The sequence below is a fragment of the Arcicella sp. GW821-FHT09D11 genome, from assembly GCF_059416265.1.
In genome coordinates this window covers 178,323-200,951 of record NZ_JBWKOV010000009.1, presented here as the reverse complement: position 1 = coordinate 200,951, position 22,629 = coordinate 178,323, and the positions used below count along the sequence as shown (strand labels likewise).

At 35.9% G+C, this 22,629-nt stretch carries 6 protein-coding genes; 3 read left to right on the top strand and 3 right to left on the bottom strand.

What is annotated here, in order from left to right:
* From AC07N0_RS20200 to AC07N0_RS20190, 3 genes are all read right to left on the bottom strand, one after another.
* Window positions 1–1,276 (bottom strand): RagB/SusD family nutrient uptake outer membrane protein (locus tag AC07N0_RS20200; protein WP_494590736.1); only part of this gene is annotated, 1,276 nt, incomplete at its 3' end.
* A gap of 20 nt (window positions 1,277–1,296) precedes the next feature.
* The gene (locus AC07N0_RS20195; RefSeq protein ID WP_494590735.1) at window positions 1,297–4,281 is read right to left on the bottom strand and encodes a SusC/RagA family TonB-linked outer membrane protein; all 2,985 of its coding nucleotides are present in this window, start codon (window positions 4,279–4,281) and stop codon (window positions 1,297–1,299) included.
* A gap of 630 nt (window positions 4,282–4,911) precedes the next feature.
* The gene (locus AC07N0_RS20190; RefSeq protein ID WP_494590733.1) at window positions 4,912–8,973 is read right to left on the bottom strand and encodes a hybrid sensor histidine kinase/response regulator transcription factor; all 4,062 of its coding nucleotides are present in this window, start codon (window positions 8,971–8,973) and stop codon (window positions 4,912–4,914) included.
* Between the two features lie 1,086 nt (window positions 8,974–10,059).
* Between AC07N0_RS20190 and AC07N0_RS20185 the strand changes: the two genes are divergently transcribed.
* The 3 genes from AC07N0_RS20185 to AC07N0_RS20175 all read left to right on the top strand — a co-directional run bounded on the left by AC07N0_RS20185 (window position 10,060) and on the right by AC07N0_RS20175 (window position 22,447).
* Entirely contained in the window at window positions 10,060–13,305 is a 3,246-nt protein-coding gene (locus AC07N0_RS20185) for a SusC/RagA family TonB-linked outer membrane protein (RefSeq protein ID WP_494590732.1), read from the top strand.
* 21 nt (window positions 13,306–13,326) lie between these two features.
* Window positions 13,327–15,159 (top strand): RagB/SusD family nutrient uptake outer membrane protein, encoded by a 1,833-nt coding sequence (locus tag AC07N0_RS20180; protein ID WP_494590731.1) that lies wholly within the window; start codon window positions 13,327–13,329, stop codon window positions 15,157–15,159.
* Window positions 15,160–15,382: 223 nt separating this feature from the next.
* Complete coding sequence (locus AC07N0_RS20175; RefSeq protein WP_494590730.1) at window positions 15,383–22,447, top strand: cellulose binding domain-containing protein; 7,065 nt, start codon at window positions 15,383–15,385, stop codon at window positions 22,445–22,447.
* The last annotated feature ends 182 nt before the right edge of the window (window positions 22,448–22,629 follow it).

Below are 22,629 nucleotides of genomic sequence, written 5' to 3'. Positions count from 1 at the left end.
TTGGGTCTGATGAACCTGGATTCACATATAAGCCCGCAGGGTGATTAAACGGGGTTGTTGCTTTTGACTGATAAGCATAGAAAACACGAGACGGGTAAGTGATACCTGCACCTGCTGGTGGGTTCTTCGTAGAAATCACCTTGCCGAAGAAAGGGCTAGCAGGATTCGTTGCTACCACTTCTCTTACAAAGTTATGATTAGCATTTCTAATATCATTATTGAAATCACTTTTCCAAACAGAATCTGCAAAATACGGAGTAGGTTGTAAAAAGCCCACGCCTCTACCTCCTGTATAATCTCCCACAGGCCATTGAAATAATGCTACTCCATTTACTCTCATATCACGATAAAGCGGTACATGTACTCTTTCTAATTGATAAGCCCCTGCCATCGCTGTTGAAATAGAAGATCCTCCCTGTACGTCCGTCTCGAACTGAATAACCCACAGCCCTTCTCTGTTACCTGCTGTCTTTCTATTTTGATTATTCGCTTGAAATAAATCCCAGTAAACATCTCCAGGTGTTACAGAAGAGCGCGCACCAAATCTATTTAACATCAAATCTGTAGCGGCATCATCAATCACCACTGAAGCGGCATCGGCAGCATTTTTAAATTGACCATCAGCAAGATACACTTCTGACAATAAATGTAATGCTACCAGATTTGAAATTTCCCCATCTTTAACCGTTGCAATCGTTGGAAGATTTGCCGCTGCAAATTTTAAATCGTCAATTACTAATGTTAAAACCTCTTTCTTTGTGGCTCTTACAAAGTCTGTTTTTTCAGCAATGATTTCTTCCTTAATCAAAGGAACACCTCCCCATAAATAAGCCATCGTTCTATAGGCGAATGCCCTGAAGAATTTTGCTTTTGCTTCAAACACAATTTTGTCTTTATCAGAAAGCGAAGAGCTAGGAATACGGCTTAAGATAGTATTGGCATCCGCTACAATCTTAAAAATCTGACTCCAGTGATTGTTCGAAAGTGTCCCCGATGGACCAAATTCTGACGAAAGGTTTGGGTTCGACCCTACTGCTACTTCTACGCCTAAATCTGTTCTATACAAATATTGCATAGGTTGCCAGTCGCTTCTAGTATAAAATTCAGCTCTTACAGAATTATAAAGACTGTTTATTGAAGAATTAAAGTCGTCTGCTGTCTTAAAAGCATTGCTTGTACTCAAGAATGAAAGCGGTGTTTCATTCAAGAAATTCTCCCCGCACGATGTGCTAAATAAAAGAAGAATTAATAGTGATAATACATTTATTTTTTTCATTTTCTAATTTGCTAACTTGGTTAATAAACTATGTTTAGGCCTACAGTAAAGGCTCTTAATACAGGTCTTCCCCCATTGTTCAGACCATTCACAGGGTTTCCATCGGTGTCATTATCATTTACTTCAGGATCCCATCCTTCCCACTTAGTCCAAGTATAAAGGTTTTTGCCACTGATATAAAGATTGATAGATTGCGCCTTCGTTGATTTTAATAAATTGCCTAGGTTATACGAAAGCGATACATCTTGTAATCTGACAAAACTTCTGTCCTGATACATATTAGGCTCAATTTTAGCTCTACTACCCGAGATATTTCTTGGATACTTTCCTGTTGGATTTGTAGGCGACCAGAAATCAATTCCTTGAATGTAGTTTATTCTAATACTATTATCATCACGGAAATATGATGGGTTATTATTTCTAAGATAACCATCTTTACCTCCTTGGATTGAGTTAATTAATACGCTCAATGTAAAACCCTTATATTCAAAATTATTCGATAAGCTGACACGATAAGCAGGTTCGGCTCTACCTAAAAAGACTCTGTCCATTAAAGGTGTAATGTCCTTATCACCGTTCTGATCAACAATTTTCACAGTACCAACTGGAAAGCCTGCTAGTCGCTCATCAGCAATTTGATTGATTCCATTTATTTGATAGTTATAAATCGTACCAATTGATTTTCCTATAAATAAATTACTTGAAATAAGATCATCTTCTTTACCATCTTTATCAGCATCCACACCAGTAAGCGAAACAATTTTATTGTTGTTAGCTGAAAAATTGACAGTTGAAGACCATTTAAATCCTGATTTTTCTAATATTTTACCTGTAATCGATGCCTCAAAACCTGTATTGTTGATTTGCCCTAAGTTGGTACTAATACTGCCAAATCCAGTTACAGCAGGAATCGCTACGCTATACAATAAATCTTTTGTTTTGTTATTATAATATTCTAGCGAACCGCTCAATCTGCTTTTCAATAAAGTAAAGTCAACTCCTAAGTTCAATCCTGTTGTACGTTCCCATTTTAGGTTGTCATTACCCAATGAAGTTACTTGCTGTCCGAAAGCGGTAGCTCCTCCATCTCCATATACGTAAGCGTATGTATTACCTGTAGAAACCCTAGCAACAGACGTATAACGAGATGTCTGGTTCCCGATAGTACCATAACCCGCACGTAATTTTAAGAAATCAACCGTCTTTACATTCTTCATAAAGTCTTCTTCTGAGACTACCCACCCTAAAGCCGCTACAGGGAAAACGCCATATTTGTTGTTTTTAGCAAAGCCCGAGAAGCCATCACGACGCACTGTGGCTGTTAAAAGATATCTGTTCTTAAATTTATAATTCACTCTTGCCATCTGATAATTCAAGGCTTCGTCCCACGCATCAGACTCTACAAATTTTGTATTACCCAACGAAAGGTTGTTATAGCTTAATGATAGTCTGGTAAATCCTTCTGCCCTAGCATTCACTGAATTGAATTTTCGCTCTACTGCTCCATACAAAAATGTACCCGTTACTTCATGGTCGCCAAAAGCTTTGTTATAAGTAAGAATATTATCAAACGTATAGTCATAATAATCTTGCGTATTTTTATACGCAGAACCCGTCTGACCTGCACCATAAATACTTGAGTTATATCGTTGAGAAAGACGATAATTATTCCCAAAATTCATGCGGTATTTAAGTCCTTTCAAGAATGGGAAATCTATTTCTGTGTAAATGTTGGCAAAAAGGTATTTGTTTCTATCATAGTCGTCAACCTCATACGTAGTAAAAGGGCTTGGTTCTAAAGTGTTTGTAGGGAAAGGAATGAGATTACCATTAGCATCATAAGGAACTAATAGGGGCGATATACGCAAAAGGCTACTGAATGAAGGTTCTTGTCCATCTTGGTTCACAAATGAACCAGAAGATACCAACCCGATTTTTAACCAATCTAATGGAAGCACTTCTATATTGGCACGAATCGATTGTCTTTTGAAAATATCATTCACAATAAATCCTTTTTGATTTACCAATGACCCAGACAATAAATAGGTAACACGCTCAGAACCACCTGAAATACTTAAATTATTCTCAAAAATAGAACCTGTATTGGTTCCTTGTTGAAACCAATTGTAATCGTTTGGCAATAAATTTCCTGAACCATCACGCATGGCAGCATCAGCATAGTCTGAAACTTTAAAGTTTGGGTTTGGCTCAGTATAATTTGGTGCAAGGTATGCTTTATCATAAAAAGACTCCGTTAATTGCTTAACAAAACCAGCACGGTCATAAGGCTTTAAATTACCGATGGTAGGCGTTTGTGAAGTATAAGCAGTTGAGAATGAAATACGAGGCTTTTGATTATATTTTCCTTTTCTAGAAGTAATCAATATTACACCATTAGCCGCTTGAGCTCCATAAACCGCTGTCGAGCTAGCATCTTTCAATACATCTATTGAAGCAATATCATCGGGGTTAATAGATGATAATGAACCTGTATATTGAATACCATCAAGGATGATTAATACACTTTGGCTACCATTCAGCGTTACTTGCCCCCTGATAGAGATAGGAGGCGTTCCACCAGCACTAGTTGATAATCCAACGTTTAGCCCCGGAACAGTTCCTTGTAGGTACTGACCAATATTTGTATTAGGAGCATTACGTAAGGTTTCAAGATTTACACTTGCCACAGCTCCTGTCAAATCTGATTTTTTCTGCGTACCATATCCGACAACAACCACTTCGTTCAATGTTGATAAATCTTCTTCTAAAACAATATCTATTACTGTTCTATTTCCCACCACTATCTCTTGGGTTTTATAACCCACCGAACTAAGAATGAGTATTTCTTTGGGTGAAGAAGTAATAGAATAGTTCCCTTCATTATTAGACGTTGTCCCTCTTGTCGTTCCTTTTATCCTTACAGAAACACCTGTTAGTACCTGATCATTCTTTGTCTTTATCGTACCTTTAACAGTTTGTGCTTTTATTGTAAAGCTGCAAATCATAAACAGCAAAACATAAAATACCTTAAAGTATTTGTGATGTTGCCACTGCAAAATTGAGTAGTTGAATTGTTTCATAGTCATTAAAAGATATGATTGTTTTAATAAAAAATTAAAACTTCTTTAGGAAAGAAGCCTTTTTGTCGATGTAAAATAAGCAGACTGGCAAAAAAAAAATTAGCACATATTGACAAATTAATGTTCCGAATGTTTAAAAGAGGGGGTATTGGCGATGTGTCATCCATATTATGTTCTCAAAATAGCAAATCGTAGGGAAAATGGCTTTGCAAGCACATTATAAGGCTTTTATAAACTACAAACACCTATAAATAGTAGCTATTTTATCTATTTTGTACATAAAATATCAGGTATGTGAAGTCATTAAAGAGGGTTTTCTTTAAAATTTGTTAGTATATGCCTTGAGGTTAACGCTAAAGTGAAAACGTTTTGATAGAAATCACCTAAGCCTAGCAACATACCAATATTTCTGGGCTGATTAATAGTAGAAATATAGAGGGGGTATTTTTTGAACTCATCACCATCCTTTCGTAAAAGTGAAAAGATGGTGACGGCGGTTATGAAGTATAATATTTGACATTCTCTATCTAAGTTGAGATATCGCCAACTTTATTACTAGACCCTTTTGAGCTTTATGTATTCCGATGAAGACATTCCATATTTAGCCCTAAAGGCACGGGCAAAATAATTAGAATTAGAAAAGCCAACTTCATAAGCGATTTGAGATATTTTCATATCGCTTTTTTCAAGCAAGTTGATAGCTTTTTTTAATTTAACTGACCGTATATATTCTACGGGTGTTTCTCCCGTAACGCTTAATATTTTATTGTAGAGTGTCCCTCTACTCATATTCATTTTCTGACTTAAATCTTCAATTGATAGTTCTTGGTCTACTATATGGTCTTCTATATAACGCCCAATTTTTAATAAAAACTTTTCATTTTCTAATACTATCTCCTTTTCAGGTACTTCTAAATTAATTTGTTTACTATACGTATTTTTTAAAGTACTATTTAAGCTCAGTAAATTATTTATCTTTAAATTCAGCAACCTCAAACTAAAGGGTTTGGTTAAATAATCATTAGCTCCCGTTTCAAGGCCTTTCAATTGTTCTATCTCATCCCCCAAAACAGTCAGCATGATTAACGGAATGTGTTTTGTTCTATTGTCATTTTTTATTTTCCTTACCATCGTTATGCCGTCCATATTGGGCATATTTACATCGCTTATTATTATTTGTGGATGTAACGCAAGGGTTTTTTGCCAACCTTGTTTGCCGTCTGAGGCTTCTATTATTTTATATTTTGATTTTAAGCTTTCCCTCAAATAAGTCCTTAGGTCGTCACTATCGTCTACAATCAATATAATTGGCTTTTCAATTATTGATTGTTCTGTATCATTATTTTCAACACAGATTGTATCAAAGGTTTCTACTGTTATCTCAGGAGGATTGTCTTGAATAAAATATGAAGTCGTTTGAACAAATGGAAAAGAAATAGTAAAGACGCTTCCAATATTCTCTTTACTTTCTAAGCTTATCGTACCATCATGGAGTTTGATAAATTCTTGTGCAATAGATAACCCTATGCCACTCCCTTGGTTGAGGATATCATCATGATTATTAATTTGAAAGAATCTATCAAAAATTTTAGCCTGCATTTCTTCTGGCATACCTATACCAGAGTCTCCAATAATTAGTTTTATTCCTTTACAAGCATCACAGGTTATTTTACAATAAACATTACCATTTTCGTTTGTGAATTTTATGGCATTCGATAGTAGATTGATTAAAATGCGTTCTACTTTATCCTTATCAAAGCTTGTATAATATTCAGTTATTGAACTTTCAAAATCAAGGTGTATATTTTTCCGCTCAGAGATATACTTAAATGAATAGAAAATTTCCTTGACAAAAGCGATAATATCTTGCTCAGTAAGATTCAGCGTAAGCTCATTTTCTTCAATTTTCCTAAAATCAAGTAATTGATTTACAAGATTTAACAACCTTTTAGAATTTCTATTGATTAACGTTAAGATTTTTATTTTATCTATGCTTTTTTCATCAAGCAGCAGGTTTTCAATTGGATTTAAAATTAACGTTAGCGGCGTTTTTAACTCATGGCTTAAATTAGTGATAAACTTAATTTTCAACTGCTCTAATTCCATTTTACGTTCTGCCTCAAGGCGTTCTTGAGCTAGGGAAAATTCGTTCTTTAATTTTTGGATTCCTCTTCTTCTAATCAACCAAAGGGAAATTACTAGGGTTATTAAATAGAAAAAATAGGCATAATATGTCCGCCAGAACGGAGGATTCACTTTTATAATAATGGTTTTCTCAGGGGTTTGCCATGAGCCATCTTCACTTCTTGCTTTTAAGCGGAAAATGTATTGTCCTGGGTCAAGATTTGTATATACTGCTGTTGTTACAGAGCCTACATTGTTCCATTCTTTATCAAAACCATCGAGCATATAATAGTATTGGCTTTCCTGAGGGGCAGTATAATTTAATGCGACAAAATCCAAAGAGAAGTTTTGTTTATAGCTTAGGTTTATTTCTTTGGCGATAGAAAGGTGGTCTGATATTTCTGAATTTTCGAGTGGATTAGCACGCTTATTATTGATTTTCAAATCTGTAATAACTAGCGGGGGAACATTGATATTTTGATACAGGTTTGTAGGATTAAAAAAGTTGAATCCATCAAGCCCTCCAAAATAAAAAATCCCAGTGCTAGTCTTCAAACCAGCCCCTACATTAAATGTACTTTGCTGAATACCATTATGATAAGTATAATTTTTAAAGCTTTTTTTAGCAGGATGAAATACCGATATTCCTTTGTTGCTACTTACCCATAGTTTGCCCGTATTATCCTCTAAAATTTTATAGATTACACTGTTAGATAATAGATGGTCTTCGCAATATTGGTAAAATAACTTTGATTTTGAATCATATTGACATAATCCACCACCACCAATGCCCACCCATATCTTACCATCACGCGCTGCATAAATGTTCAATACCCTATCCATCGGCAATTTACTATTGCCATGATTCAGCACTTCAACATTTTTTTTGGTTGGATTAAACACCGCAATGCCCGACCCATTAGTCCCTATCCAAATATTCCCTTCTTTATCCTCTTCAATGGTTGTGATAAAACCATTTATTGGAAGGGCTTTTTCAGCGTTGTGAGACAAAATTTTTGCAAATGTGATTAATTCTTTTGATTTAGTATTATATCTATAAAGACCGCTACCATTCGTTCCTATCCATAGATTTCCTTTACTATCTGCTTTTAAACAATTGAGGGGAGAATAAGCATTACTGAGTGTATCTTTTATCCCATTGAATTGCCTAACACTATTATTTTTTAGGTTTATCTCAAATAATCCATTGTGATAAGTTCCTACCCAAAGTTCATTTTCAAGCTTTTCTAATGCTAAAATAGTTTTGGCTTTCCCATTAGTGCCATTCAAAGGGAAAGGGCGAATGTTATTAGTTTTATTATCAAATACATTTAATCCGCCTCCATCTGTACCCACGAAAACCTCTCCCGTTAAGGGGTTTTCAGCAAGCGAAGTTACCGAAGCTGCCGTTAGCCCTTTAAGGTCAAAGGGATTATAGGATTTATAGTTAAAAAAAGCGAGATTACGGTCGTATTTATTAACTCCTCCTTGATAGGTGCTAATCCAATAAATCCCTGCTTTATCAATGTATATATCTCTGACGCCATAACCCACAAAACTACCAAATACATTATGTTTATTCAATGAATGGCTTTTTATGCGTAATATCTGTCCATCGTTAGGGTCAAAAATATTGATTCCCATTTCAGTACCAACCCATAATTTGCCATCTTTGTCAAAAACAATCTTGAAGATTCTATTGCTACTCAGTGTTTTTTCATCTGATTCTGCCTTTTTGAAAGATTTAAAAGTTTCATTCGAAGGATTCATCACATTCAATCCTCCCAAGTCAGTACCTATCCATAAATTCCCCTTTTTGTCTTCAGCAATCGTTCGGATAATATTGTCAGAAATTGTATTCTTTTTTTCGTCTTGGTGAAGAAATCTTTTGAAACTTTTATCTTTAGGATTAAACAAATGAAGTCCTGATTTAGTACCAGCCCAAATGTTCCTCTTACTATCCTCAAATACGCAAAGGATTAAATCTGAATTCAATTTTTTAGGATTACTTGGGTCTACCTTGAAAGATTTAATCTTTTTTGTTTTAGTATTAAAATAAAAAAGCCCCTTGTAGCTACCAACCCAAATATTACCCAAATAATCTGCACACAGACTGCGTATCCATCCTATCTGTGTAAAATCATAATTAGTAAAATTGTTTAAACTTCTATTATAAACAGACAACGTTACATTTGTTCCAATCCATAAATTATCATCCTTGTCTTCAACTATTGCCATTACTCCCCCTCTTCCGATACTATTAATATCACTTTCCCGATGTTTGTAGGCTGAAAAATTGTGCCCGTCAAATCTATTTAACCCATCTTCGGTACCAAACCACATAAAGCCATATTTGTCTTTATGTATTGCGTTGATAGTATTAGAAGAAAGTCCGTCTTTACTATTAAAATTGATAAAATTATACTCTTTTTGCTGTCCAAAAGTACCTTGGCATAACAGAAAGAGGGCAATTATCAAAATTACATTTTTCATATTATTTTTAGCAAAAAGTGATATAAAGTCAAAAGATAGCATAAATATAACCTAAGATATTTGTGACAGACTTAATAATAACAACTCACAAAACATTGAAAATCAAATATATAGTACCTGTTACTCAACAAATTAAACTTTCAAATCAGGTTTATTCATAACAAAGATACAAATAAAAAATTTCATGCAACCGATTGCATGAAATTTTAAAGAATAAATTGTTTTTATTAAAGTTATAGCTAGCATTATATATGCTTAAATAGTGGGATAATATTTAAAAAAGGCAAAATAGGCTCACTATTACTTATTGTAAATATGTAATCGGTTTAAATTAAATATTGTAGGCTATTTAAACGTCAGGATTGTATTTATTGAGGGATTCACAAAAGTAGGGTAACTGATATTACTGGAAATTTATGAGATGCCTGAAAAATGATAGGAGCATTTAAAAAATGCCCCTATTCATGATAATTTATAGCTTTGTTGGATAATTTAATACCCAAAAATGAATCAATCGTCTATAAGAGCGAATTTGGAATTCACAGATTGAACATTTTTATCATAGACTGATATAATATGGTTTGTAACCTAATCAATGTCTACTATTTTGTATTTACTTCTTCCCCTCTCCCATCGAATCTTACCTAATCAATGTATTTGCTTACTTGTTTAACCAACACAATAGAAAAAATTGTTTTTTTATAAAAAATTAAATAGATATAATCTTCTGACTTACAGACTATTATCTATTTATTTCAATATTTTATAAAAAATATCCCTTTTTCAAAGGTTACAAAAGGTTTATTGTACTTTCTATACATTTAAAATAACTATTTGGAGTCTAATGATAAATATACTCAGGTGTTTAATGTTTTATAAAGTTGCTTAATCGTTTAAATAATAAATAATGTTTGTATTAAATAGCTAACCATGTTGAGCATGAAAAAAGAAAAATAATACCATGAAAAACAAGCGACTAGTTCGCTGAATAATTTATGATTTCCCCTTACCAGTATTGGAAAACATCCTAAAAAAGGATGCAGGGAAGCTTTTTGCCAAAAAATTAAACAAAAAAGTATGAAAAACATGTTACAAATTAACAAACCATTTTTAACGGCCATTAGAGCGGGTTTTTATCAAATTCCTCTGGCTGTTATTCTTTTAATAACCAACAATGTATATGCATTGGAAGCTAGCAAAAAGCCTGATGCTTCTAAGATTGTTGCATTATTTGCAGACCATACTGTTACAGGAAGAGTAGTGGATTCAGAAAAAGGTGAAGGCTTGCCAGGGGTAAGTATCACCATCAAAGGAAGTGCTAAAGGAGGAACCACAGATGCAAAAGGTAATTTCAGCATTGTAGTGCCAAAAGACAATGACGTTTTAGTTTTTTCTTTTATTGGTTATGCCCGTCAAGAAGTAGCGATTAACAAACGTACAGTTATTAACGTTAGCTTGCTTTCTGACATTCAGGCATTAGAGGAAGTCGTTGTCGTGGGTTATGGAACTACTAAAAAAGCGACTTTAACAGGTGCTGTTTCCATGGTAGATGATAAGGCTTTTAAAGACAGACCTGTACAAAATGCGGCTTTGGCCTTGCAAGGAGAAGTACCCGGATTGGTGATTTCTAGAACGTCTACTCGTCCAGGAAACGAAGGATTAAGTATTAGATTAAGAGGAGAATCATCTGTTACTGGCGTTGACCCTCTAATTATCATTGATGGCGTGCCTGTGATTGGTACTTGGGAATTTAACCAAATCAACCCTAATGATATTGAGTCTGTTACGGCATTGAAAGATGCATCAGCAGCTATCTATGGTGCAAGATCAGCGGGTGGGGTAATCCTAGTGAAGACCAAAAGAGGGAAAAGTGGTAAGATGAAAATTAATTATAATACTAATTATAAACTCAATACCATCGGCATGGCTGTGCCGTGGGCTAATATGTCTCAATGGGCTACTATGTACTTAGATGCTTCTACGCAAGACAAAGTTGATGCGAATGGTAACCCCGTTGAGTGGTTTCCACAGTGGACGAAAGAAAACCTTTTGAAAATGCAAACTGATCAAACTGTTGACTATGTTAACCCAACAAATGGTGAGATTATGAGGTATGCTAATAATAACTGGTTGAACGAATTGTATGGTTCTGCTTATTCGTCTCAGCATAATTTAAGTTTGAGTGGTTCTTCAGATAAAACTTCTTATATGTTGTCTCTGGGATATGCAGACAACAAATCACTATTAAAAACTGCCTATGATGGAGAAAAGAAATACAATTTGAGATTTAACTACGATTATTTTATTTCTGATAAAATAAAATTAGAAACAGGGGTTTCATTCGATAGCAGGATTGTAGAAAGCCCGAGAAATGGTATTGGTAATGGTTTTTTTGATGCTCCTATCTTTCCAACCTATAATAAAAATGGAGATTATTATGATATTTATGGTTACAGAAACCCAATTGCTTTTACCAAAAGCGGTGGAACTGTTTCTAATAACGATGCCATTGCTCGCATCAACACTACCTTGACGGCAGAAATTGTGAAAGGCTTAAATTTAATAGGTAGTGCTGCCCTTGTAAAACGCAATACAGAGAAGACAGAGTATAATCAAACGTTTAGATTTTATAACTGGATTGGCGATAAGATAACTTCAACGCAATATCCTAAGCCAGGTATTACTGAAACAATTGGTACTACTTTATATCAAAACTATGGAGCTTTTCTAGACTATAAACATACTTTTGGGAAAGACCATAATTTCGGTATCATGCTGGGTAATACAGCAGAGTTAACAGAAAACAAGACTATTGTAGCAGGAAGAGATAACTTACAGTTTCCCGGACTTTACGATTTAAACACAGCTTATTCCGCAGATCCAACTACTGGATTAAATGTTCAAAGCAATTCAGGGGGTTCAAATCATGTTGGTTTGGTTTCTTATATTAGCCGTGCTAATTATAACTATAAGCAAAAGTATTTATTAGAAGTATTAGGTCGTAGAGATGGTTCTTCACGTTTTCACCCAGATTTCAGATGGGCTAATTTCTATGGAATTTCTGGTGGTTGGGTAATTACGCAAGAAAAATTTATGGAAAAATTCAAAGGGATTGCTAATTTGAAAATCAGAGGAAGCTATGGAGAAACTGGGGGACAAGCCAACATTGGTAACTATGATTATATCTCTGCGGTAACTACTACGGGAACAGCTTTATTCGGTCAGACACCTTCGCTTCAAGGTACAGCCAGTGCTGCCAGCTCTATTAGTTTGACCAGAACTTGGGAAAGAATGGTGAATAAAAATATAGGTATTGATATCGCTTTATTACAAAATAAATTAACAGCAACTTTTGATGTATTTGAGAAAAGAAATATTGGTATGTTAATCGATATTACTTATCCGCAAATATATGGTGCCACAGCGCCAAAATCTAATAGTGGTGAATTGAAAACCTCTGGCTGGGAATTCTCAATGAATTGGAAAGCAAGTGCGGGCGAAGTTAAATACAACATTGGTTTTCAATTAAGTGATAATCAAACAAACCTGATATCGATGCAAGGAAAAGATACTTGGGGAGCTGGCAAAATAGCACTTCGCCAAGGGTATCCTCTTAACGCATTGTTTGTCTATAAAACAGCAGGATATTTTACAAATAATGATGATGTAAATGCGTATTATGCTAAATACGGTGGCTTTGATAACTTATCAGCAATGACTGGCGCGACGACTAGATTGCGTCCTGGAGATTTAAAAATTGTTGATTTAGACGGAAATAATAAAATAAGTGCCACTGGTGATGGTAAACCAGGCAGTGGTGATGTGTATTATTATGGCGATGCTAACCCTCACTATACGTTTGGACTCAATTTAGGATTACAGTGGAGAGGTCTTGATTTTTCTGCATTTATTCAAGGGGTGGGTCAGCAAAATATTCTTAGATCAGGAAATGCCAGAGCACCATTTTTCAGAAATTACCTGAACGTAAACACTACTTACATTGGCAAAACTTGGACAGCAGAGAATCCTAATGCTGAATTTCCTAGAATATCATTCGATGCCACAAGAAACAACTGGAACTGGCAAACGAATGATGTAAATATTCAAAATCTTCAGTATGCTCGTTTAAAGGCCTTGGTGATAGGATATACTTTACCAAAACAGGTATCAAATAAAATAAAATCAGATAGAATAAGAGTGTATTTCTCAGGAAACGATTTGTTTGAAATTACATCAGTAAAAGATGGTTTTGACCCAGAAAGAGGAGAAAGTTCTGATAGCAGTTATCCATTTGCTAGAACATGGTCATTAGGTCTAGATATTTCTTTTTAACAACAACGCAATTACAAAGTTATGAAATCAAGATATTTTTTAGTTCAGCTATTCGCTTTAGTTAGTTTAATACTGACATCATGCGAAGATAAGTTTTTAAATCTTGCCCCATTAGATCAAGCAACAGAGTCTATTTATTTCACAAAAGCTAGTGATTTTAAGGCTACTGCCAATGGGTTTTATAATCAAATGATTGGCTTCCGTCCCACGAATAGTAGTAATATTTATGATTTTATGGACGTGGGGTCAGACTTGTCAGCATCTACTTCCCTATTAGGACAAGGGGCGAATGCTATTCCAACAACTGATATATATTGGAAAAACTCTTATTCTTATATCCGTTCTAATTGCTATTTGATTCAAAAAGGAGCGGAATATAAAGGCAATCAAGCTGAAATCAAGCAGTATGTTTCAGCAGCTTATTTTTTTAGGGCTTGGCAATATTTTTTCTTATTAAAAAGATATGGTGGCGTTCCTATCGTGACAAAAGTACTGGATTTGAATGATGATATTTTGTATGGTGCAAGAAATACACGATATGAAGTAGTAGCTCAGATTTTAAGTGATTTAGATATGGCCATTGCGGGTCTTCCTACAGAGGCTAATATTGCAGTAATTGATAAAGGACAAGTTAGCCAACAAGCTGCTAAATCGCTTAAAGCTAGGGTATTATTACACGAAGCTACTTGGGAAAAGTATGTAGGCGAAACTACCGATTTAGTAACAGGACAAAAACCAGCGGATAAAACAACGGCTTATCTTACTGAAGCAGCAGACTTGGCATATCAGGTAATGACGGATAATACTTATCAGTTATTCAATGGTTTAGATAGCCTAAGCTATTATTACTTGTTTATTTTGGAAGATGGATTATCAAACCCTAAAGGATTGACCAAGGCTAGCAATAAAGAATTTATCCTAAAAAGCTCTTACGACTATACGTTGCTACAAGGAAATGCAAACTTATCCCATACTTTAGGAGGGCTAATTGCTCCTAACCGCAAAATGATGGATATGTATTTGTGTAAAGATGGGTTACCATACACTGTATCTCCCCTAGCAAAAGGTTATAATGGCATAGCGGATGAGTTTGTAAATAGAGATGCAAGATTGAACAATTTTGTACCAAAGCCTGGACAAAAATATTGGGGACGTGGTACAAGTACTGGCGCTGATTATACCAAGGCAAATTATACTACCCTGAATAATTGGCCAACAGTTATCACAGCGTTTTATCCCAATTTGACTGTCAGTGCCTCTGATGCAGGATATGGAAATAGAAAGTTTATCACAGAACATCCTAACAGACAGGATTATCAGGAATCTTATGACTATCCTCAAATTCGTTTGTCCGAATTGTATTTAATTTATGCAGAAGCGAAATGTGAGTTAGGTGGCGGTAAAATCTCAGATGCAGATTTGAACATTTCCATCAATAAAATCAGGGCTAGAGCCTATGTGGCACCATTAACCAATGCCTTGATTGCTCCTTACCCAAGTTTGAATATGTTAGGAGAAATTAGAAGAGAGAGAGCCTTAGAATTATATGCAGAAAATTTCCGTTTTGATGATTTAAGACGTTGGGGAATAGCAGAAGCGGAATTGAATAAACCTATTTTAGGAAGAGTAGTATCTTATAATGGCAAGCCAACGGAAATAACTACTTTCATCAGTCCAGTGACGAAACTTCCTATTTACAAGGCAAGTGTTTATACTTTCGGTGTAGATGCCTCTGGAGCATTAATCATTGATCCACTTTCTAATAGAAAATTCACTAGAAAACATTATTTGTTACCTATTCCCACTGACCAATTGCTTTTGAATTCAAATTTAAAACAAAATCCAGGTTGGTAATTGTTTCACTCTTTAAATGCTTGAAATATGGGGCGATACTGATTCGTCCTATATTTCAAATCTTTTCACCAACAACTTCCAGCCGTAATTATTCTTATTATTTCATTTACTCTGCTACTTCCTTGATTCAGGTAGTATTAACTCGTTGTGAGGAATTACTACCTAAAAAAGATTATTTGGATTAAATGATAATACTTAAATCAACCTTTAACAAAACAGTACTATGAAAAAGTATTACTCAAATTTTATATTTGGATTGTTGCTACTGATTTTTGTAGTTCAGCATCAAATTAAAGCCCAAAAAACATTTGTGCATCCGGGTATTCCATTTACCCAGTACGATTTGAATCAGTTAAAAGCCAATATTACCCAAGAGCCTTGGCTAACAGGTTATAACGCCTTGAAAAATGATTATCGTTCTCAACTTTCATTCTCCATGCGTGGGCCATTTGCAAATGTTACGAGGTCTCCAGATTTAAACAATAGTGCATGGAAAATAGACATGGTTGCTATCCACAACCTTACGTTTATGTATGTTTTTACGGGGGAGGCAGCTTATGCCGCCAAAGCCACTCAGATACTAGACGCTTGGGCTGTTACTAATACTACGTGGGGTGGTGGCGAAAATATGCTTGATATTGGCGATTATGCCCCTTATTTTATCACAGCCGCAGATATTTTGAAAAGTACCTATTCGGGTTGGACAGCCGACAATACTGCACACGTTAATAATTATTTTGCGAATGTCCTCTACCCTGCTTCTTGGGTTCCTAATCCGCTGAGAGATTGTAATAAAGGAGCTATCCAATTGCAAATTGCACTGGGTATTGCAGCATTTTTAGATGATGAAGTGAAATGGAATCAAGCTATTGAATCGTATCGTATCGAAGCAGGTGCTGGTTTACGTAATAGTATTCCTTCTGGTCAGGTTGGTGATACAGGTAGAGATGACCACTGGTTTGGACAGGCTTGGGCATTGGCTTGGGATGGTGAAGTGGCTTTTAAACAAGGTAATGATATGTTTGCGGAAATGAATAATCGTCTATTAGCAATTGGCGAGTTATATAATCACTATGCTATTGACCCTACTGGACTAACATTCACTCCGTATGGTGGCTATTCTACTTACTGGACTTCAGGTTGGGGAATTGCTACTGGTTCTCGTAAACAGCACCCATTCAATAATATCATTCAAGGTGCTTATTCACTTCGTAAAGGCATTCCTACTCCTTATACAGACCAGATGCGCACACTGGTCGGCGAAGGAGCTTGGTCATTCTTATACTTGAAGTCATCGGATAATTCAACAGCTACTCCCATGACTCCGATTGTTTATCCTTCTGAAAGTGTTGTTCCTTCAAGCTATTTTAGTAATACAGATATTGGTGTGACAGGCATTAAAGGGAGTGTTAATTCTAATGCAGGAACATGGACACTGAAAGGAGCAGGAACAGCTCCCTCAAATTCGAGTAATTTTACCTTCAAACCTGTAAAAGGGGACGTTGCCATCGTCGCTAAAATTGAGAATAATTCTGTAGCGAATGCTGTCTCAGGATTAATGATTCGTGAATCATTATCGACTATCTCCAACTATGTATCTATTAATTTTAATCCCCCAGGAACCATTAATGTAAGTGGATTAGGAGCAACTGCTGCAAACAGTGGTTATACCCATTACAGCACCAGTTCATCATGGTGGCTTAAGTTAGAGCGCGTAGGAAACAGAGTATTTGCCTACCATTCACACGATGGCGTAACATGGACAAACATCGCTTTGTTTATCATTCCATTCCCTACTGATACTTATATTGGTTTCTATACTGCCTCAAGAAACACTTCTGCCTTAAATACGGCTACTTTTACTAATGTAGCAGTCAACAATACTTTTGCTGTTGGTTCTCCTGAAATCAATAGTACTACTTCGGCAACAGCAACTGTGGGAACAGCATTCAATTTTAATATTACTGCTACAGGAACACCCACTACTTTTGCTGCGACAGGTTTACCTACGGGGCTAAGCATCAATGCAACAACTGGCGTAATTAGTGGAATCCCAACAACTGTAGGGAAGAGTGTAGTGCTTTTAGAAGCGACAAATGCCAATGGAACAGGAAAGGCTGCATTAGTGATTGATGTGATAAGCAATCAAGCGCCTATTGCCATCAATAGTTTGGCCGTTAATGCTGCGAACTCTTCTATCAAGCTTTCGTGGACTGCCACTGATAATACTACTAGCTACTCGGTAAAACGTTCTCTAACATCTGGCGGGCCTTATACCACCATTCAAGCAAATATTACGGGGACTTCCTTTACAGACCCTTCGCCTGCCTATGAAGTTAATAATTATTATGTAGTAACGGCTTTGGTAGGAGAAAATGAAAGTGCAGTATCTAACGAAGTTTCTGGCGCTGTTCCTCCTGCTGTACCAACGAATATTGTGGCGACAAACCAAAACGGACAGGTACATTTAACATGGAATACTGCTGACGGAGCATCAACGTATAAAGTAAAGCGTGCTACTATCAGCGGTGGGCCTTATACTGAAATTGCTTCTGTTGGTACCAATACTTATACAGATAATAATGTTACGAATGGCACGGCGTATTACTACGTTATCTCTTCAAAAGGGACTAACTTAGAAAGTGGTATTTCAGCAGAAGTATTCGGAAATCCTGGCACCAATAGCTTAACTTGGAACGAAACACCAACGAGTAATACATTCAACGTCCCTACTAACTGGATAGAAAATGTTGTTCCAATAAATCCAGCTATTTTGAATTTTAAAGAGACAGAAACCTATACATTGAACAATGATTTAACGGGATTGGTAGCTTCAAGAATACTCTTTGCTGATGATGCCGTGAATTATACCATTGCTGGAAATGGCATCACTTTAAAGAGTGATTTAGTGAATAATTCTTCACAAGCACAAATATTATCAACGCCAATTGTTTTAGACGGACAGTTAAATGTAAATGCCAAAAATAATAGAATAGAACTTAATGGCGTAGTTAGTGGCTCAGGTAGTTTACTGAAAACAGGAACCTCGGCTCTTGTGATGTCAGGCGCAAATACATATACTGGCAATACTGTTATTCGTGGAACAATAGGTTATAATTGGGGTTCAACAGATGGTATTCAAGTTGTGGGAATTGGAACGGGAACATCTGGCTCGCCTACTGCTGGTCCTTTGGGTACTGGTAAAATCATCTTAGAAGGTGGTGCTTTATACACAGGTGCCAATGTAAATCCTGCCACTTTATACAACGACATCGAAGTAACAGCTGGAAATACTGGATACTTTTATGAACGCCAAGGGAGTTTAAATTTCTATGGACGACTTTTGGGTAATGGTACATTCATCAATGATGGTTCGGATAATTATGCTACCATTAGCCTTTATGGAAATAACAGCAGTTTTACAGGAACATTCATTACTAAGTTACGAAGTGGTAATCACCGTATGGCATTTATGGTTCCAGAATCTGGCAGTGCCAATGCAGCATGGTTGTTGGATGCCGTTGGCGTAGATTGTCACAGAATTATGTATAGTTCAGGAGCACTTGAATTTGGCTCATTATCAGGCAGAGGTGGTATTCGTTGTAATGTTGCAGGTACTCCTATTATCAGAATTGGCGCTTTGAATACAAATACTAACTTTGGCGGTACAATAGCCAATGCAACAGGAACATTATCGGTTGAAAAAGTAGGTACTGGCATTTTGACTTTCTCTGGGAATAGTACTTTTGGAGGAACAACCACCATATTAAACGGAACATTTTTATTGAATAACAGCAATACAACGGGTACATACAGTAGCCAAATTATTGCTAAAAGTGGTTCATTTGGAGGAACTGGAAAAAGTACAGCCGTTGTAACAATTGGTACGAATGATGGAACGGGTGCTTTGCTAGTGCCAGGAACAGACGGAACAATTGGTACTTTTACAACAAGTACATTACTTGCTTTAAACAGTGATGCAACGTATAAGGTTGATGTCAATAACGTAGCCGTCTCTTCCGATAAAGTTATTGTTGGGAATGCACAATTAAATCAGGCTAAATTATTGATAAACAATGTTGTTTCAGGTACAATACCTTTAGGTTCAACATTCACTATTCTGGACAATACGGGTACTAGTGCCATTATAGGAACATTCAAAGATTTACCAGAAATGTCCATAGTAAACGTGAGTGGGTATAATTTCAGAATTACTTATAAAGGAGGCACGGGTAATGATATTCAGTTGTTGGATGACCGTGCTACTTATACTAATAGTATCGCTACTGGAGTATATTATATCAAAATAGCTGGGTCAGATTCTTTGCTAACAAAAAATGCGTCAAGTAATAGCCTGACTTTTGGAACACTAAAATCTGATAAAAATTTGCAACGTTGGAGAGTTACCAAAGAAACAAATGGCAGATATAAGATTTCATCATTTGGCGATGCTCCTAGTGGATATAATAATCATATCGATGCGAATGCACAATTCGGATCAGAAGTTTATGATTCGACATTAAATACTATTAATCTATACCGCAGTGGTACTAGATATGCTATTCAGAAAACTGGAAACGGAGGATACTGGTATATAGATAAAGATACCGTTCGAGTACAACAGGGAAATAACTATAGTGCTGTACCATCTTCTTTTCCATTTGAATTTGTATTAGATATTTATTATCCTCTTGATGCCAAACTTGATGAAGCTAAAGCGATTAGAGATGCAGCTCAAACCTCTACAACGCAAGAGGTAGGAAAGTATCCTGTAGATGCCAAGCAGACTTTTAGTAATGTTATTGCTGCTACGTTAGCTCGCTATAACACTTTGGTAACGGCCGACCAAGTAAATGCTGAAATACTCATTTTAACGAATGCCATAAATGAGTTCAAAAAGACGATTTATTACAACACCAATCTGTTAGCGAATGGTAATTATTTTATCAAGATTCCTAATACTGAATCTTATTGGACCAAAAACACTACAAATGTTCCCGTTTTTGAAGCATTGAATACGGATAGAACAAACCAAATTTGGAATATTATAAAGCAGTCAAATGGTCGATATAAAATAATACATGAGAGTGCCCCAAATAGTACATATCTAAACTACATCAATGAAGGTGCTCAGTTTGGGAAGAACGTATATGATGCCACTTGGAATACAATGAATGTATATTTCAACGGTACTACTTACGCCATTCAAAAAGCACAAAAAGCTGGCTATGGATATTGGTATATCAATGAGACAAGTATGCTGTCAACGTCATCTACAACTTCATCACCTCCTACCTCATTTCCTATTTTACTAATTCCTGTGGCTAGTTTGCAAATTATCACATTTAATCCTTTACAAACTAAAACTGTTGGTGATATTGATTTTGATGGTGGTGCAACAGTAAATTCAGGTTTATCTGTTTCTTATACCAGTAGCAATCCATCTGTAGCAACAATTGTAAATGGACAAATTCATATTGTTGGAGCTGGAACAACAAATATCACAGCTACACAAGTTGGAAACGCAATATATACCGCAGCAACTCCTGTAACACAGACGTTAACAGTGCTGAAAAAAAGCCAAAGTATTACCTTCAATGCTTTAGCAAATAAATATGTAGGTGATGAAGACTTTGAAACAGGAGCCACTGCTAGTTCAAATTTGGCAGTTGCTTATACCAGTTCAAACCCTACAGTAGCTACAATTGTGAACGGGAAAGTCCATATTATTGGTGCTGGCACGACTACTATTACAGCTTCACAAGCTGGCAATGCAACATATTTATCTGCAACACCTGTGACTCAGAGTTTGACAGTTTTAAAGAAAACCCAAAGCATTACTTTCGCTAGTATTCCTAATAAGATTTTAGGTGAAGCTGATTTTGAAGGTGGAGCCTTGGCTAGTTCTAATTTGAGCATTTCTTATACAAGTTCAAATCCTGCTGTCGCCACTATCGTTAATGGTAAAATTCATTTAGTAGGTACAGGAACAAGTACGATTACTGCTTCACAAAATGGTAATCAGACGTATAATCCTGCTATCGATGTTAGTCAGACACTAACGGTTATTGCAACGCTGAAAGTAAAATATCAAGATGGGGATAATAATCTGACGAATAATCAAATTAAACCTAACTTGATTGTTTACAACGAAGGTACTAGCACTATTCCTTACAATGAACTGACGCTTCGTTACTGGGTGACTCCTGAAAACTATGCTGGAATAAGCACTTGGATTGATTATGCACAACTTGGGAACAGCAATGTAAAAATGAAGTATGTTCCTTTGTCGAGTCCAAAAAATGGTGCTTTCGGATACATAGAATATGGTTTTGAGGCTAGTGCTGGAAACTTAGTTGCGGGGGGTAATTCAGGACAAATACAGTCAAGATTCGCAAATAGTAATTGGAGCAATCTCGCTGAAAGTGATGACTATTCTTACACCAGTTCAAGTGTTTATGCTTATAACGAACATATTACGATGTATCGTAATGGCGTGTTGGTTTGGGGTGTTGAACCTGTTGCTGTGCCCTCTGTCGTTAATTTAAAGGTATATACTGAAACGAAGGCTAGTGCTACGACTAACACGATTAGTACTTATCTGAAAATTAACAATGAAGGAAATATGCCAGTAGCCTATGGAGATGTAAAAGTAAGGTATTGGTTTACGAAAGAAGGTACTTCTAATCTGAATTATTACTTAGACTATGCGGCCTTAGGAAATGCTAATATTGAATCAGGATTTGTAACACTGAACCCTGTTCAAACAGGAGCGAATACTTATTTGCAACTGAGTGTAAAAGCAAATTTGGGCACTTTCTATCCATCAAGTAGTACGGGGAATATTCAGTATAGAATAGGCAAGGCAGATTGGTCGAATTTTAATCAAGCAGATGATTATTCATTCAATACAAATACGACTATGACGCTGAATGATAAAGTGACAGTGTATTACCAAGGTCAATTGATTTATGGTACAGAACCATCAGTAATTGCTAACGGTAGAATTTCAGCAGACAAAGAAGAATCCTCATCTGGTTTGGAGGCGATTATGCTAGGGAATCCTATTGTAAGTGATAGAGGTGAGGTATTAATCAAAGGAACGAAAGGCTTGCCTCTTTCTATCTCTTTGACAAATATTAATGGACTTCAAGTATTGACCCACTCAATAGAACAACCTAGTGAAACAGAGCAGTTTGTATTTCCAGCAAACAATCTTAGCAGTGGAATATATCTTTTGAAAGTTGTTAATGAATTTCAAGCCGTAGTTATTAAAGTAATTAAATAGAACCTAATCAATAAATAGATTAATGAAAGGTCTTTGACCTGTTGAAAATCAGGCTGATATTTTTCAGCCTGATTATTTATTTTATTAAAATGTTCCCTGAGTTTGAACAGACATACAGATGGGAGAAAAGATAAACCTATCGAGTGGGGTATTGCCATATATCACTACCCTCTTTTATAGGC

Coding starts and splice junctions, on each gene's coding strand:
- AC07N0_RS20195 (WP_494590735.1), bottom strand. CDS start 4,281: ATGATTTGCAGCTTTACAATAAAAGCACAAACTGTTAAAGGTACGATA.
- AC07N0_RS20190 (WP_494590733.1), bottom strand. CDS start 8,973: ATGAAAAATGTAATTTTGATAATTGCCCTCTTTCTGTTATGCCAAGGT.
- AC07N0_RS20185 (WP_494590732.1), top strand. CDS start 10,060: ATGTTACAAATTAACAAACCATTTTTAACGGCCATTAGAGCGGGTTTT.
- AC07N0_RS20180 (WP_494590731.1), top strand. CDS start 13,327: ATGAAATCAAGATATTTTTTAGTTCAGCTATTCGCTTTAGTTAGTTTA.
- AC07N0_RS20175 (WP_494590730.1), top strand. CDS start 15,383: ATGAAAAAGTATTACTCAAATTTTATATTTGGATTGTTGCTACTGATT.